General features: G+C 35.9%; 13 protein-coding genes and 1 pseudogene. All 14 read left to right on the plus strand.

All coding sequences use genetic code 11. The annotated features are described in order from the left end of the window. On the plus strand, positions 1 to 591 hold a 591-nt coding region (locus tag B8977_RS05055), incomplete at its 5' end, for a T9SS type A sorting domain-containing protein (RefSeq protein ID WP_143736335.1). 65 nt (positions 592 to 656) lie between these two features. After that, positions 657 to 6758, plus strand: a complete 6102-nt coding sequence (locus B8977_RS05060) for a SpvB/TcaC N-terminal domain-containing protein (RefSeq protein ID WP_084016604.1) — start codon at positions 657 to 659, stop codon at positions 6756 to 6758. A gap of 3 nt (positions 6759 to 6761) precedes the next feature. Continuing rightward, complete coding sequence (locus B8977_RS05065) at positions 6762 to 10469, plus strand: DUF6443 domain-containing protein (RefSeq protein WP_084016605.1); 3708 nt, start codon at positions 6762 to 6764, stop codon at positions 10467 to 10469. A 3-nt stretch (positions 10470 to 10472) separates the two neighbouring features. After that, on the plus strand, positions 10473 to 10913 hold the full coding sequence (locus B8977_RS05070; RefSeq protein WP_084016606.1) for a DUF4304 domain-containing protein: 441 nt from the start codon (positions 10473 to 10475) through the stop codon (positions 10911 to 10913). Positions 10914 to 11340: 427 nt separating this feature from the next. Beyond that, entirely contained in the window at positions 11341 to 11697 is a 357-nt protein-coding gene (locus tag B8977_RS05075) for a hypothetical protein (RefSeq protein WP_084016607.1), read from the plus strand. A 541-nt stretch (positions 11698 to 12238) separates the two neighbouring features. Beyond that, complete coding sequence (locus B8977_RS05080) at positions 12239 to 13039, plus strand: TNT domain-containing protein (protein ID WP_143736336.1); 801 nt, start codon at positions 12239 to 12241, stop codon at positions 13037 to 13039. Positions 13040 to 13056: 17 nt separating this feature from the next. Further along, on the plus strand, positions 13057 to 13446 hold the full coding sequence (locus B8977_RS05085) for an Imm63 family immunity protein (protein ID WP_084016609.1): 390 nt from the start codon (positions 13057 to 13059) through the stop codon (positions 13444 to 13446). Positions 13447 to 13555: 109 nt separating this feature from the next. Then, on the plus strand, positions 13556 to 13834 hold the full coding sequence (locus B8977_RS05090) for a hypothetical protein (RefSeq protein ID WP_084016610.1): 279 nt from the start codon (positions 13556 to 13558) through the stop codon (positions 13832 to 13834). A gap of 284 nt (positions 13835 to 14118) precedes the next feature. Next, positions 14119 to 14778: an RHS repeat-associated core domain-containing protein gene (locus B8977_RS05095; protein ID WP_084016611.1), complete on the plus strand. Its 660-nt coding sequence runs from the start codon at positions 14119 to 14121 to the stop codon at positions 14776 to 14778. Next, positions 14766 to 15089: a hypothetical protein gene (locus B8977_RS05100; protein ID WP_084016612.1), complete on the plus strand. Its 324-nt coding sequence runs from the start codon at positions 14766 to 14768 to the stop codon at positions 15087 to 15089. Before B8977_RS05095 ends, B8977_RS05100 begins: the two co-directional genes overlap by 13 nt. Before the next feature lie 6 nt (positions 15090 to 15095). After that, positions 15096 to 15386, plus strand: a complete 291-nt coding sequence (locus B8977_RS05105; protein ID WP_084016613.1) for a hypothetical protein — start codon at positions 15096 to 15098, stop codon at positions 15384 to 15386. Between the two features lie 389 nt (positions 15387 to 15775). Further along, positions 15776 to 15904: pseudogene (locus B8977_RS15340) on the plus strand (IS1 family transposase); the annotation flags it as partial. Positions 15905 to 16308: 404 nt separating this feature from the next. Then, positions 16309 to 17223 carry a lamin tail domain-containing protein gene (locus B8977_RS05110; protein WP_159447454.1) on the plus strand — a complete coding sequence of 305 codons (915 nt, stop codon included), beginning with the start codon at positions 16309 to 16311 and terminating at the stop codon, positions 17221 to 17223. 18 nt (positions 17224 to 17241) lie between these two features. After that, positions 17242 to 17934 carry a hypothetical protein gene (locus tag B8977_RS05115; RefSeq protein ID WP_084016615.1) on the plus strand — a complete coding sequence of 231 codons (693 nt, stop codon included), beginning with the start codon at positions 17242 to 17244 and terminating at the stop codon, positions 17932 to 17934.

Consider the following 17934-nt stretch of genomic DNA (forward strand, 5'->3'; position numbering starts at 1 on the left):
TTCGGACAATGGGATGTATTGGTTTCAGCTACAAAATCAGAAGACAATACTTACCTGCTGGGAGGCTATGCTTCAACAGAAACACTAGGCAGAAAGACAGACAACAAAGGCATCAATGACTACATCGCCTTAAAGATAAACCACAAGGGAGAAATGCTTTGGAGCAAGACCATTGGAGGAAAAGACACCGACCAATTGAAAGGATTGACCCAAACAAGAGACGGAGGATACATCCTGGCAGGCAATTCAGATTCAAAGAAATCAGATGACAAAGACAGGGCAAGCATCGGCGGCAATGACTTCTGGGTGGTAAAGCTGGGAGAAAAGAACAGGCAGGATGAGCAGAGACAGCTCGTTGAAATCTACCCGAATCCAACGAATCAATACACCAACATCGTCATCTCAGAAAGCTACACCACAGCCAAAGTGGAAGTCTTTGACATGGTGGGAAGAAAGCTTCAGTCCAAAGACTTACCTTACAGAACCACTCCTATTGATTTGCAGGGCTACCCTCCGGGAGTTTATATCTTCAAAATTACAATTGACGGTGCTGTGAACGATGTCAAAGTCATTAAAAAAGGTAATAAATAATCTAAAACTTAATCTAAAACATTTTGAAAACATTCATCATAACCTCCTTATCTGAAATTAAACTTATGAAAAATACATTACTCTTATTTTGCATCTTCATTGTTAGCCATTTTGCTACTGCTCAAGATGTAAGTTTATTCCCTCAAAGTTTTATAACACCTCCTACTGCTTCACCTGATGGAAGTGCCAATTTGAATTATCCAATTGTTTTGCCGGAAGGATTAAATGGAGTGACACCCTCTTTATCTGTTAACTATAATAGTGATGCAGGCAACTCTTGGATGGGAATCGGTTGGAATATTGGTGTTCCTGCAGTTTATTTAGATACAAGGTGGGGCGTTCCCAGATTTGATCCAAACTTAGAAAGCGAATTGTATAGTTTGTTTGGGGAGCAATTGATGTATCCGGATAATTTTTTACCTCATAGACATAAAACTTCTCAAAATTCAAATGGACAGACATTATACACAACCATAGCTCAAAATAGAGGAGATTTTTCCACTGGAACAGGAAATAATAAAATAAAAGTATTCCATCCCAGAAGGAAAGAAATGTATGCGAAAATTGAAAGAATTGGAGATAAGCCTGAAAATTATTATTGGAAAGTAACCAATATGGACGGAAGTATCAGTTGGTTTGGAGGAGATGATCAAACAGGGTTTGACCAATCATACGTTACCAAATCAGGTACAAATAATGCATTTTGGGCGCTTAAAAAACGGGTTGATACTCATGGTTATTTTATTAAATATGAATACCAAGCTGGTACTTTACCTACAGGAAATTTGGCTGGAGGAAAGCATTTGTATTTGAAAAAAATCAGCTACACAGGTTTACAAAAATTAAACGGTACAACCGTCCAAATTATCAAACAACCTATGTACGAAGTTCTTTTCGAACTAGATGGAGGAACAAGATTAGATAAATCCATGTCAGCAAGATACGGATACAAAGATGTAATCGTAAATAAGCTTAATGGCATAAAAATCAATGAATTATATAACGGTCCTGCCAATCCGGTTGTGATAAGAAAACATGTTTTTACTTATGGAACAGGAGCTTATGGGAAAACTACTCTTAAAAAAGTAGAAGAATTCAAAGGAAATGACAATTTGGTTTTTCATCACACATTTTCATATGTAGTCACCCCGAAGAGCAATGTATCTTTTATAGAAAGTTCAGCGACAACTCCATCTTCGAGTTTATTAAATACCGACATGCTTTTAGGCTTGGATGATTACTTAAAACTTTCCCGTTTAGGAACAACCCAAAACTCCGGAATCGGAGGGGAATTAAATGTCTCCGGTGGAGCGGGGATTGCTTGGCAAAACATGTCTGCAAACGGTACCTTTTTAAATATCCCATTGTATGATTTAAAAGCAAATTTTACCAGTGGTAAAATTGCAATGGTTGACATAGATGGAGATGGGCTGCAGGACATTCTTTACAAAGATTCAACAGGTCAGCTTAAATATTTTGAAAATACATGTTTAGGCTGTAAAAGTGAATTTAAACTAATATACAATCCTGCAATAAATGTTACATACAGTTCTACTGCAAAAAAGTTAGAAGATGTAAATCATTTCCTAAAAGGAGAAGGAACACAAAAAGCAGGTCTCATCAACGGACTATTTGGGTTTTCTATGGAATACCTATTTGCTAAATTTGGAATAAAAAATTATAAGTCTAAATCCATGCTATCCCATTATATGGTTGACGCCAATGGAGATCTTTTACCGGATTTCGTAGTGAAACAGGGAGATAATTCATTGGTTTATTTTAATCATTTGGACGCTCAGGGTAAACGTAGGTTTTTGCCTTCCAGTAAACCTACAGAAAACATGTTAATTGTGGCAGATATTATATCTCCAGAAGGAGAGGCTGATGATGAGCATAATATAGAAGATGAGCCTGAAATGGGATATGATGCGGTGAAAGTAATAACATTATTCCCACGCCATGAACATGGGTTGCAGGGTATAGTAAAATTAAAAAATCCCAATTCATTAGCTGTAGGTCAGAAAATAAAGGTGTCAATTGAAGCTGTTAATGTAAATTCTGGCTCTACATGTATAGTCTTTAGTGGTTATCTATCCTCTAATATGCCACAAATCAATGTAACTCAGAATCAAAGTTGCCTTAATTGTACATCCTTTACTTACCAACTTTTTTTCCGTGTTCATTATAATAAAAATACACCCAATCCCGAAATAGAATGGCAAACAGAAGTAACGAATGATTTATGTAGTGGAGACCAATGGTATTTAGATGATAATGGAGACGATATAATTAATTTCAATATAAATGATAAATTTGTATTATCAGACAACCAACCTTTTCAACTCAAATTTAATGGAACAGCAAATATCTCATGGCAATCTTTCAATCTGACACAACCTCTATCGGATGATTTAAGATTACGAATAATTAAGAGAACCATCAATCAAAACGGCGAAGTAATTAATGAGCAATTTATTAATAATCAATTATTCAATTACGGTTCAACTTCAATATCTTCAGGAAATGTAAATTTACAAACTACGTATACAGAAAATACTCAGACTGGTGAATATACTTATACAGATGTGATTTGTAAATTAATTTCAACAAGCAATGTAAAATGGCAAGATATAGTCTGGCGTCCAAAAATAACTTATACGGGAACTTTAATTTCTGAAGGAAATATTCAGAATATAAATGGGGAAAAATATTTAGTTCCTAAATATTCATTCTATTTTAATAAGAATAATGAAATTGAGGCATATAGTAAATATCCTCCATCAGAAATTCCTATCAGATACATGGGTCCAATTTATCAAAATCAATTACCTATAAATTATTCTCTTAAATTAAAATTAGTAAATAATTCTTATAATATAGGAAATAATAACAATGGAGTTATTTATTTAATAGTTAAGAAGGATCAACAAATGATAGGAAAACGAAAAATAACAGTTTCAAACGGAAATCTAACAGTAGATAATACAAATCCTATAATGTTAAATTTTACAAATTATGATGCAAGAAATGGGTATTATATAATCTTTTCTACAAATGATGATTTGGATAATAATAGTGTTGATTTATTAAACAATTTTTTATTAGCTGATAATAGACCTCTTATAGATAATCATTTTATTAATCCAATAAAAAAATATGAAAATTCTATTTTTGGGCCAATGTATTTAGGCTTTGGCCAATTCTTCTACAACCCCGAGTTAGCAAGTTCTACAACACCTGTAGATGCCCAAGGTGATAAATTAATAGATATAAATGCACTTAACAGCAGTGCAATGACACAAGGAATTTACGATTTATTGGATGGAGTTGGTCCACCGGAGAGTTATGAATCACCTGAAGAATATGAAGCAGCCATTTTAGCCGCTTTAGGATTGACACCTGGAGACGAAATAGAAACCGGCGAGATTGAAGGCTATCTTGCATCTTTAGGAATTTCAACCATAGAAGATTTGATGGGATTCTTATTAGGAAATCAATGTATTTTACCAGCAACTCCTTTTCGTAAAAAAGTAGATAATACATTTATAGACAAATGGATCGGATTTCATGAAGATATGTATGTGGATAAAACATCAGCACGTGCCGGCAAATTTGATGTCTTCAACAATCCTTTTAATGGAGGAGGAATTGGAGAAGATGAGCCTGAAGTTTACCCTACTCTTCAAGCTGACTTGGAAACAGGCATGAATGCCATTTCAATGTACGGAACAGGTAAATATAAATCTAAGCGCAAGTTTATTTGGAGCGAAAGTGAAGGCGAGAATAAATATACAACACGTTTTGTGGATTTGAATGGAGATAGATACCCTGAAATCATCCACAATAATAAAATTTACTTCACAACCATGACAGGAGGGCAGAAAAATGCTGTTACATCAATCATGAACAGACCTCTGGAATTTGTTAGCAGTAAAGTAAAGGGTAAATCTTTTTCAAGATCATTTAATAGTTCAGATATTTCCAATTTAGTTTCCTCTATTAAGGCTGCAGCTTCAGGAGGAACTGCAGGAGATCAAAACAATGCCTCTGCAAGAGTAGGATTGTCACATGATGAAATGGAGGGAGACATCAAGCAAGATGATTTATGGATGGATATAAATGGAGATGGTTTTACTGACTGGATTGTCAAAGACAACAATACTTACAAAGTTTATTACAGTTTAGGACAAACTATGAGCACTTCATTTGTTACCGTTGATGCAGGGTCTAATTATACACCTTCCAATTCTAGTCCTGCAGGGTCAACTGGAGTAAGTATCGGAGGAGGATTTGGTGGTGCACTCGGAAATCTGGGAGCCAACACCAATGTGGGAGGTATTGTAGACGTTTCAATCGGTGGTAGTTTCTCTCAAAGCGATGTAAAATCCCAGTTTGTAGATATCAATAATGATGGATTGATGGATCTTGTTTACGAGCATGACGACAAAGCTTACGTCAAGTACAATTTGGGTAATGCGTTTTCAACATCAGGTGTGGTTTTATATGATTTCTTTGATTTAAAGGAATTTACAAAGGACTCTTCGGCAGCTGGTAATATTACGGTTGGAATCGTTGTATCATGGAATTTTATGATCTGGGTAATTCCTGCTTATGTAAAAGCAGGTGCATGGATGATGTTCAATGGAAATGTTACATCTTCAGAAGTTAATAAAGTATTTAAAGACATCAATGGTGATGGTTTTGTTGATTTATTAGTGGAAACTGACACCGGATTTAAAATATACAATTCTACATTTGGGGATGTTAATAAATTATCAGTTGTAAATAATTTACTTGTTACAACAATACGCAATGATCAGGGTTCTAATATATCATATGACCGTAGTTCATATTTTGGAATGAATTATGTTCCAATAGGAAACACGTATGATATGCCCATCAGTAAGTGGGTTTTGAACAATGTTACTCAAGGAACTACAAAAAAAACTAACGTTTCAAATATGGGAGACTATACGATGATAAATCAGTTTTTTGAGTACAAGAATGGTTACTATGACAGACGGGAAAGAGAGTTCTATGGATTTGGAATGGTAAAATCTTATATGAGCCCTAAATCTTTATTAGAAGCTAATTTAATGGGGGAAACTGCATTTCGGGGAACCATAGAAGCACAGACCATTAATACTTTTTACAATAAGAATTATTATCTGAAAGGAAAGCCTAAAGAACAATATATTTTAAAAGGAGATTATAATGGGGTTTCGCCTGAAACCATTCCAACAAATAGACTTTATTCAAAGACTAAGAATATTTATTCGTTAAAACCTGCTACCTCAGGAGGTCTGATTGATATTGCGGCTACCGATCTTCCTGAAAGTTTTGATGTAGGAGGACAGGAAGGAAGGAGCACAGCTGCTGTTTTATTGCGAAAAACCGAAACAAGATTATTTGAGTACAGTAATACCCCCATAATCAATACTACAGAATACAATTTTGATGCATATAAACGTTTGTTATCTCAAACAAATGTCGAAGAGAATTTGAAAAAAGAATTCTATTATCCTGATCAATTGCTCGCCGACACATCACTTTCATTGATGCAGGAATTGACAAATGCTCACAGGCTAAATACCGTTATTAAAACAATAACGAAAGAAGGCACTGCTATTTTATCAACTAGCCAATCTGATTATGCAAACAATACCAATACAGTCAATCAAATAAGGTCTGTTGAACAATCTTCCGCTAAAGGGACAAATGAACTCGAAACGATGTTTACTATAGACAAATATGATGACGCAGGACATATAATTCAACAAAGTACCCCTGATGGAAAAGTTATCTCTGTAATTTGGGGTTATAATGACCGTTATCCGGTTGTAACAGTTGAAGGAATGACTTATGAACAACTACCTGCTTCCATCGTTACACAGATTAAGACTGAATCATCGACTAATCCGAATAATGAAACTACATTATTAACTTATATCAATAATTTGAGAACTCATTCCACGGTCAGCGTAAAGGGATTGATTACTGGATATACCTATTATCCTAATACTGGTGTCAGGACGATGGTGTCAAGCAATGGATTAAAAACCCAATATATATATTATCCAAATGGAAAACTCCATCAGATAATAGATAATAATGGAAAGCTGGTGCAGAAATTTGAATACCACATGAATGATTCCCTAACAAATTAAACCATGAAGAACAAAATATTTCTTATAGCAGTTGCTTTTTTATGTCTTTTTAATCTTAAAGGACAAGAACCAATAACGGTATTTTATAATTATATAAAAAGTACCGAGTATTTAACCGAAAATGGTGAAAACGGAAGTAAAATTGACAATATCGTTTATTCAAATAACTTTGGCGCAACGACTCAGGTTATCAATATATCAGGAACTCCTGACCAAAAGGATGTTGCCGTAAAGCAAATTTATGGAGATTATGGAAGGTTAATCAAAAAAATGCTTCCGGTTCCAACATCACAGTCAGGAGGGGCGATTATTGACGAAGCAGATTTTCGGGATCTTTACACAAACTATTACGAGACCAACTACAACGAACCCCAATATTTTTATTTCGAAGTCGAGCTCGAAGCACCTCCGCTCAATCGTCCTCTCAAAAAATCTGCACCGGGAACAGCATGGTCTCTGGGTTCAGGAAATGAAGTTGAATACAAATATGAAATAGCACCTATAACGCCTGCCAGTGAAACAGTAGTTAATTACAAAGCAATTACAACATGGAATTCCACTAATAAAATTTATGACATCAGTCTTCAGAAAGTAGGGAACTATGGTGCAGGACTTCTTCATAAAACGACTCAGACTGACGAAAATGGTCATAAAACCGAACAATTTGTAAATCGAAAAGGGCAAACAGTGCTGATCAGAAAGTTTTCTACTACAGGTTCTACATATACTATTACCAAACATGACACTTATTACGTCTATGACAGCTATGGAAACCTTACTTACATGCTTCCCCCAAAGTTATCTGATCTTGCAACTATTACTGCAGCGAATATCACTGAAATGGGGTATCAGTATAAATATGACAAAAGAAATAGATTAGTAGAGAAACAGCTTCCCGGTAAAGGACTGGAAATTTTTGTTTATGACAAACAAGACAGGCTTGTTGCGACAAAAGATGCAATAAATCCCTGGATATTTATCAAGTATGATAAATTTGGAAGAGAAGCTTACTCAGGAACTTATAATCGACCTGAAACCAGAATTGACCTACAAAATAGTGTAGATGGAATGGGAAGCAATAATGAAGAAAGAGTTACTACAGCTTTCTCGCAAGACGGAACTTCGGTTTATTATACCAAAACTGCTTTTCCTATAAGTAGTTTTTCGCTTCTGAGTGTCAATTATTATGACAATTATGCAAATATTCTCCCAACAGGATTATCAGTTCCCTCATCAGTTGAAGGACAAACCGTAATCAGTCAGGTCAATAGTTTAAATGGAGTTCCTGTTGCCTCTTATACCAGAATCCTTGGAACCACTAGATGGGAACAATCCTATTTATATTATGATAACAAATTACAGCCTGTCAGAAACTACAAGGTTAATTATTTAGGCGGATATACCTATATTGACACTAAACTCGACTTCAGAGGAAAACCTGAATATACCAAAACATATCATAAAAGACTCACTACAGACGAAGAGATAGTCGTTCAGGATAATTATACATATGACCATCAGGAAAGGCTTCTTGGCGCTACCAATAAAATTGGATCAGGGAACGTAGAGCGCATTTCCAGCAATACTTACGATGCTTTAGGCCATCTGGTTTCAAAAGGAGTAGGAAATACCACTACACTTGCTGCATTGCAAAAAGTAGATTATAAATACAACATACGGGGATGGATGACGGACATCAACAATGTTGAAACTCTCACGCAGTCAGGATTCCCAATAGATTTATTTGCATTTAAAATATACTACAACACTTCTGATGATGATGTTTCTGCAGACTTAGGAATAGATGGACTGTTCAACGGGAATATCTCCCAGACAAAGTGGAGAACAGCATCGGACAATACTATACGAGGTTATGCATACGAATATGATCAGCTCAACAGGTTGCGCAATGCCCATTACCATAAACCGGGTACAACGGTCCCATTCCCTGGTAACTTTAATGAAAGACTGACATACGATCTCAATGGAAACATCACATCTATTAAAAGAAATTCTTCTGAAACGGATGTCCCTACCGGAACTATGCTGACAGATGACCTTTTGTACACTTACACAGCCAATTCCAATAAACTGATAAAAGTTACAGATGCAGCCAATAGTACAATAGGTTTCAGTAATGGTACCAGCGGAACATCCAATGACTATAGCTACGATGCCAACGGAAATATGGAGAAAGATTTAAACAAAGGCATCTCAAATATTATTTACAATCATCTCAATCAACCCACACAAGTATTTTGGTCATCAACCAAAAAAATTGAATACCAGTACAATGCCTCAGGACAAAAAGTACAGAAGCTGGTAACCAATGGCTCATCTGTCATTACCACAGAATACCTGGACGGGTTCCAATATAATTATACCGGAACTACCACTCCCATACTTGAATTTTTCCCACATGCAGAAGGATATGTAAAAGTAACCACACAGAGTTCTTTCCTCGGAGGTGAAATAAAATATTTCAATTATGTTTACAACCATAACGACCACTTGGGTAACATACGGGTCAGCTATACCAAAGACCCGCAGACCGGAAATCTCAGGGTTTTAGACGAGTCCCATCACTACCCTTTCGGTCTTAAGCATTCAAAATATAATTCCGCAGGACTCATCTGGTCTCCTGTGGGAGTCATCATCGCTCCGGTAGCCAACAACCCCTTCAAATACAAATTCCAGTCACAGGAATTGCAGGACGAGCATGACCTCAACTGGTATTCGTACCGCTACAGAAACTACGACCCAGCCATTGGTAGGTTCTTCAATGTAGATCCGCTCAGTGAGAGCTTCGCATACAATGGAGTGTACAACTTCTCTGAGAATCGTGTAATTGATGGATTTGAATTAGAAGGACTTGAAACCATTCTTGTGAACGATGTCACGGGTGAAACAAAACAATCAAAACCGGTAGAATTAGATACTGTGGAATTCGGCCCTCGAAAAAGTGCACCAGTAGAATACTATCCTATCCAACATCATATGAACGGACTGATTCACTATGATTACAGCGTTGCTCAGAATCAAATGGAATTAGTGGGAAATAATCATTCCTATTTTGCAACTCCATTGTATAGCAATTCTTCAGGATTAGTTGGATTTGGAATTGCCACAGGTGAAGGAAGGCTTGACTATGTAATTGATAAAGGGAAATTTAATGATTTCACTAGAAATATTGACGGTCATTATCAATCTGCTGATTGGTTGTCTTTTGCATTACAGACGGGTAATCAAGAACATATTTTAAACTACTGGGCAGCTACGCGAGAGGGCAACTTAGGAGATGTCTTTAGCGCAAATTGGCAACTAACAAAGGATCAATGGACTTTTGAAAATATTATGGGTAGTGTAAGTGTAGTTGGTGGAGTTTCAGGAGCTACAAGAGGGCTTACGAGAAATTCTCTTAATTTTGCAACTAAGGCGAGTACTCAATATACCAAGTCAAGTTTGAAGCTTGGACAGCAGATGCACAAATCCTATAAAGTGGGAGCAGACGGCATTAAAGAATTTAGGTTGCCAAGTGGAAAACGTATTGACTTCCTTGATATTAACAATAGGACAATTTACGAGTTGAAACCCTTTAACCCAAGAGCAATGCAACAGGGACAAAAGCAGCTTAATATGTATATGCAGGAGTTACAAACAATGCCACAGTTTAAAGGAATTAATTGGAAAACCGTTTTAGATACCTATTGATATATGGATAGTAAAGAGTTTAAGAAATTATTTGGCGAAGTAGCTAAGTCTAACGGTTTTGAAAGTGCTTTTGGCGGTTGGTTCAAAGACAGTGCCGAAAGTATCGTTGTACTTGATTTGCAGAAATCGAACTTTGGGGATTATTACGAAATGAACATCAAGATTTTTATACAAGGAATGTTCGGAAATAGTTATTCCAGAAGTAAAGATTTAGTAAAGAGAGATATTGGAAATATCTTCACAAGACAGCCACCCGAATATAAATCAGTTTTTGATTTTGACGAGCCAATGGACGATGAGAAGCGAAAGGAAAAATTAGAACAGTTGTTTAGTAAATTTATCGTACCATTTTCAGATAAGGCATTATCAAAATCAGGTATAAGGGAGTTAGCAGAAAAAGGGGAAATTACTTTACTACCCGCAGTCAAAGAAGAATTAGCATAAGCAAAAGCCCGATTTAATCGGGCTTTTATTATTTTACATCAGTAAGGACGTTTGAGAGAGCTGCCGATTTAGCGACTGGTTGGCAGGGGAAAGGATTATATACGGGAGTTGATAAATGGCGGAATATAACATTAGGAGAAGGAAAATATGTTGTTGGAGGGCTACCGGGGCAATCAAATTATTATACTACTTTAAGTGGTTTAAGAAGATCTGGATTAAACAAAACCACTTTATTTGAAGGACTTCAAGTAGCTAAGCACCCTCAGTTTGGATATAGAAACCAAGTTGGAATATATCAAGTAACTGGAAAAACTCCTGCAGCATTTGGTACAACTTATGCAAACCCTCAATTTGGAGTAGGCAGATTACCACAAATATTTATTCCTGATTATTCAGGTTTAAAATTGATTAAAACAATACCATTAAAATGATAACTATAGACATAAAAACAGGTGAGTTAAAAGTAAATCAACTTCGCTTTTCATCAAAAACCGAAATAAGCTATTTAAGTGAAATGTTACTTTCTTCAGATATTGAACTTTGGTTTTCTCATGATATTTGGAGGCAATATCGCTTTTTTAACGATAGGATGATTTTTATTTTGCATTTCAAAAATAATCTTTTGCAATTTATTCAAATTTCCCCAATAGAGAATGAGGGAGCTACTGTTTTAAATATTATTGAGAAACTAGGTGGCGAACAAGAATATTTTTGGGGTAAAATAGAAATATTTGATGATATAAAATCTAGAAGCATATCGGTTTTAATTAAATATTTTAAATAATAGCAGTTGGGGGTACAGGTAGGTTTGCTGGAACAACAAAACATACGTACGCCACAACTTTTTTAAAAAATATCAGAGCCTGTATGGTAACAGAGGCTTAAAAGTAAATGAGTATTTTCCTGATATGGGTTACGGAAAAGGCTTTTTAGATGTAAGAGATGTAACTAATGGGTAATGTTCCAGATGTGTTGATGGAGAAATATTAACAAGAAAGAATTATTTTTAGTTTAAAAAATGAGACGTTCATTAAAATAAATATAATACTTCCGGACTCATCTGGTCACCGTCAGGAGTTACCGTCGCACCCATTCCCAACAACCCTTTCAAATACAAATTCCAGGGACAGGAATTATAAGATGAGCTTGACCTGAACTGGTATTCTTACCGTTACAGAAACTACGACCCTGCCATAGGTAGGTTCTTCAATGTAGATCCGCTCAGTGAGAGCTTTGCTTATAATGGGGTTTATAACTTTTCAGAAAATCGTGTTATAGATGCTTTTGAGTTGGAAGGTCTGGAGGCTGAACTTACCAAAGAAGGAATGGTAGAGAGAGGATTAGAATTTACAGGTGAACTTAGTAACCAAGAAGCTTTTGGAGATGCCATCTTAAATGAAGCAGTAATTACAAAGAGTGTAAACAAAGGTGTTGACGTATCTACTCGTATTGATAATATGAGTATACATCAGCCTACTCACTTCAGGACTTATGGAGATGGTTTTGTCCCTGTCAAATGGGATGGCGTATCATATGCCGGAAGTTTGGAGGCAGGTGTAGGGAAAGCTTTAGGGAATACAGTAATGGATTTGGCAGGAGTCGGTTGGGAAGCTCCGGTAAATTTGATAGGTTCTTTAGCGACAGGAAACCCTGACTACCAAGTAATGCCAAGATTTGAGGTAAAAATGGATGAACAAGAATTGGCGGGTTATTATGGAACAATTGGTTTGTCATTTTTTCTTGGTGGTGAAGCCAGTTTGCTTTCTAAGGGCTCAAAAGTTTCTAGTGCAACAAAAACAACGGCTTTAACACATTATTATCCACCGAATGGTGGTGCCTTAGGAAAATGGACATCCACAACCTTGACAGCGGGAACTAGAATAGATAGATTTGGGTTACCGACTGGAAAATATTTTTCCCCAATTGGAACTCCTTTTAATATGAGAGCATTGCCTCCTGGTACTTATGGAGCACCGACTAAATATGAAATTATTAAGCCTTTTCAGGTTCAATCCTCCACTATTGCTCCTTGGTTTGGTAAGCCAGGCTTGGGAAAACAATATTATTCACCTATTTTTAATGCTCAAGAATTAATTCAAGGAGGATTTATAAAACCTATACCTTAGAGAAATATAAATTTTATATGAAAGAAAATAAACTAGAATTAAAAATAAAAGAACTACAGAATAAAATAAATGCTCCATATAATCTTATCCCTGAGTTTAATATATCTAACGATATTGCAAGACCTTTTATTGATATAGGAGAGGGAGATATTTTTTATTATGTAATAAAAGAACGTGGATTAGAATATGAGAGAACTTTATATAGAAATGAAGATGAGTTACTTTATAGAGTTTTCAAAGATGTAACATTTGAAATTGCAACAAAATATGAATTGGAAAATAGAAATAATGACAAAGATTTTAGGATTCTATTGTTTAAAAAACAAGAAGAATTGATGAGCTTGTTATATCTGGATTGGGGTATACGCATAAAGTCAGAGAATGACAGGTTCCTCAAAATATTATAATTAATAATGTGTGGTAAGCCAGGCTTTGGCATTCAATTTCAATCGCCAGTTGGTGGTGATATATTGATTAAAAGACGAGTTATAACACCATTGTAAATTAAATATAAAAATGACAATAGAAGAATTAGACAAAAACCTCAAGGAAATAGGGGTTTCGGAGAGCAAATACTATTTACAAGGTCTATACGGCTCTACTAATGATGAGGATAAGATTGCTCTTGTGATAAAAAGAGGGAAATGTTCAATAGAATATGAAATTTATTATAAGGAAAGGGGAGAAAAAAATTCTTTGAAAATATTTACAAATGAGACTGAGGCTTGTGAATATGTTTATAAACGTCTTATAGATAATAAGAAGATTGAAGATAGTATTTTTCGAAAGAATTGAACTTTATCAAATGTGGTAACGTATCAAATATGTTGATACGGTAAAATAAAAAGAATTTAGAATTGATTTTCAGTAATTTAGAAAATACAAAAAATGAAAAACGAGATAACCAAAAGGTTGTTTGGTTGTCTTTTGATTCCTTAAATCGCCTGAAAATGGATTTTAACATTTTAAGTGTATCAGAAAGAAGTGTTGATGAAGAAATATTGAAAAGAAAAAACTATTTTTAGTTTTTAAACCGAGACGTTCATTAAAATAAGAAGTATAAATTCCAGTCACAGGAATTGCAGGACGAGCATGACCTCAACTGGTATTCGTACCGCTACAGAAACTACGACCCAGCCATTGGTAGGTTCTTTAATGTAGATCCGCTCAGTGAGAGCTTCGCATACAATGGAGTGTACAACTTCTCTGAGAATCGTGTAATTGATGGATTTGAATTAGAAGGACTTGAAACCATTCTTGTGAACGATGTCACGGGTGAAACAAAACAATCAAAACCGGTAGAATTAGATACTGTGGAATTCGGCCCTCGAAAAAGTGCACCAGTAGAATACTATCCTGTCCAAAATCATATGAACGGACTGATTCACTATGATTACAGCGTTGCTCAGAATCAAATGGAATTAGTGGGAAATAATCATTCCTATTTTGCAACTCCATTGTATAGCAATTCTTCAGGATTAGTTGGATTTGGAATTGCCACAGGTGAAGGAAGGCTTGACTATGTAATTGATAAAGGGAAATTTAATGATTTCACTAGAAATATTGACGGTCATTATCAATCTGCTGATTGGTTGTCTTTTGCATTACAGACGGGTAATCAAGAACATATTTTAAACTACTGGGCAGCTACGCGAGAGGGCACCTTAGGAGATGTCTTTAGCGCAAATTGGCAACTAACAAAGGATCAATGGACTTTTAAAATATTATGGGTAGTGTAAGTGTAGTTGGTGGAGTTTCAGGAGCTACAAGAGGACTGATGAGGAATTCTTTGTCTACTGAGCGTAATGCCTTTAGACATAACTTTTCTTATGATGTTAGAGTTAGAATGAGAGGGGTAGAGGATCCAGTAAGTCATAACTTTCCATACAGTTTTGATGATGGAATTCTATCAACTAAACCAATTCCTAAAAAAAATGGATATAATATATTTCAAAAGCAAGGTACTATGAATAATAAAAATGGTGTTTTTGAAATAGGAGTTACTAAAGATGGTATTATTGACCATCGGTTTTTTAGACCTATTAAATAAAAATAAATGAGATATTTAGTTATAGATGCAGCAATGAGCGGCACAGGCATTAGAAATAAGTACGAAGGGGGCTATATAAACCCTGAAGACTTAAGTTTAAGTTTGGCAATAAGGCAAAGATTAAATGCATGGTTGTCAAAATATGAAAATGAACACTACAACAACTTTGCTGATGATAACATTATTAATGAACTTGACCAAGAAGGAAAAGAAATAGCACTGATGATTAAATCAGAATTAATGGTAGTAAAGATAGAATACTTTTCTGATGCAAGATTAACAACTGAGATAATATAAATATTCTTAACGTGCTGCAGATTGGGTAGAACTATGACACAAGACCATATTGCTTATTTCGAAGCAATTAAAAGCGATGATTGGGGAACACCTGGAGCAGTGGTAAAAATATTGTAGGTGCGGAATATACCTTTGCGAATTTATTAAGTAGCGCAAGTTCGGTCATGTATCAAAGTTAGTTATGAAATAAATATTTATTTTAAATCACTGAAAATCAGAAAATAATATTCATAATATTTTAATTTAAGAGTGGACATAACGTCCACTCTTTCTATTTTTAGCATCTTAAACCGCCTGAAAATATGAAAACTGAGACCAAGTGTTTCAAAGTTAGTGATACAGGAATCTACCCTCATTGTAAAGCAAATCAAATTATAAAGAATGATAAATATAAACACCTGATAGATAAAAGTATTGATCAAACTACCCGTTTCGGAACCAATTCAATCGAAAGAAAAAACTAAGACTTAAGAATCCACCTCAAAAGATTGAACCGTAGAACGATTTGCTTTTCCTGAAGTATAATTATTTTAAATTCAATATTAAAAATCTACTTCTGGTCGTGAAAACGATATAAGCAACCACAACTCTGCCCGTACTACTTACTGCACGCTCTGTTCCCGCAACTTTATGCTCCGTTTACTCTACTGCGCAGTCAGTTTTTGTAATTTTATGTTCCGTTTTGTCTACTTCACGCTCCGTTTTCCTTACTTCACAGAGATTCTTCACAACCGCTTTAAACTTCTTACCAACATTTTCTTGCGTGTTCCAATGTACAAGAGGCATATTGCAGTTCTTCCAAAAATCGGAGGGAGGAATTGTTTTGAATTTAATCATTTGCACACATTTTGTTTACAGTAGGTTAACCGCTTAAGGGTAATCGAGATAGTACTTTTGCAGGGATTAACTGAGCGACATTTTCTTGAAAAAATATTTACTGATATTCCTTTTATTCTTATCTGCTGTGGGATTCTCCCAATGGCAGCCTCTGGCATTTACGGCTTTGAGCGGTGGAGACTGTGATGAGGTGGAGATTGCTAGCGACATATTTATATCTGATGTAAATGATAGTCAAGCAGGAAGCTACGGGGCAATTGAAATATACAATCCCACGAATGCAACCGTTAATTTGTCTAACTATAGTGTAAGGAGAAGTGGAGACTATGGTTCGGGAATCTGGGCTTGGGAAACAGGTCAGGGCGGATATCCCAATTTATCAGGAAATCTTCCGCCGGGCGGAATTTACCTCATTATGGTGGGTACAAATGGAAATGTTTGTAATAATGTGACTTACAATATGTCACTGGGACAAAATGCAGGAATCAATGGCAATGATCAGGTACAATTGCGTAAAAATGGAGTTACGATAGATGATGTTGGATTCCCTGGTTCTCCAGGTTTTTCACTTGTAAGAAAACCTGATGCTGAGGTTCCAAAAGCAGTTTTTAACAGTGCAGACTGGAATATTACAGGTCAAAATTGTGGCAGCTTAGGTAATCACACCATAAACAATGCTCCTGTTCCGGAAATAGATAACATCAGCCGATACAGAGACAATCCCGGAACTTTGCCTTATACTTTTTGTAATACTCCCACACGGGTAAGAGTTCAAATGGATACTACGGGAGGAGGATTTACTTATAGTTACAATCTGCAAGGAACAACAACACCTGTAAATGTAACCAATACCACAGGAATATTCAGCAATTTAGAGGAAGATACCTATACATTGACTATAACGATAAGACGAAACAATATTCTTTTCTGTACACATATAGTCTCGTTTAACATCACAGGAGGAACAGAAACATCGCCGATAATTTTACTCAATCCATAAAAAATTAATCACTAAAAAATGAAACTGAAAAATTTCACTCTGAAAACTTTAACTGCTCTGACATTTATGTTATTGGCATTTGTTGCGAATGCACAATCTGATCAGGATGTTCCTCTGGGAACCACTACCATTTTTAACTATACGGTGGATACCTCTTCTGACCCGGCACAACCATTATTGAATGACCAGCCGAATGGTACGCCAGGCTCAACTTATGCTTGGTCAATTGTGAACTTACCGGCTCCGGGTGCAGTATTAACTCCAACTGGAAACAAAGCAACCATCAACTGGGCTGCTGTTCCCGTAGGAATTTATCATGTTCAGGTAATCGAAACGAATGCTGGATGTCCTCCGGAAACAGTGGAATTTGAAGTGCATGTGATTCAGCCAAATAATCCAACGCTTGTATGGGCAGATGCTCCAAACGCGATATGTGAAGGAGATGTAGCTACGTTTGATGTTTCAGGTGCTCCTGTAGGTGCGGTTATTTCTTATACTGCAACGGGTGGTACTCCGGCAACAGGAACCGCAACGGTATTGGCAGGTGGAATTGTATCTATTCCGATCACTCATGTTGCTCCGGCTACTCAAGTTGTATTGACTTTGACCTCGATGAATGTAGGTGGAAACACAGTAACGTTTACTCCTCCTATCACGGCTACTGCTCAGGTAAATATCGTTCAGACTTCAGCAATTCAATTGGTGCCATAA

It is taken from the genome of Moheibacter sediminis, from assembly GCF_900176425.1.
Lineage (GTDB): Bacteria > Bacteroidota > Bacteroidia > Flavobacteriales > Weeksellaceae > Moheibacter > Moheibacter sediminis.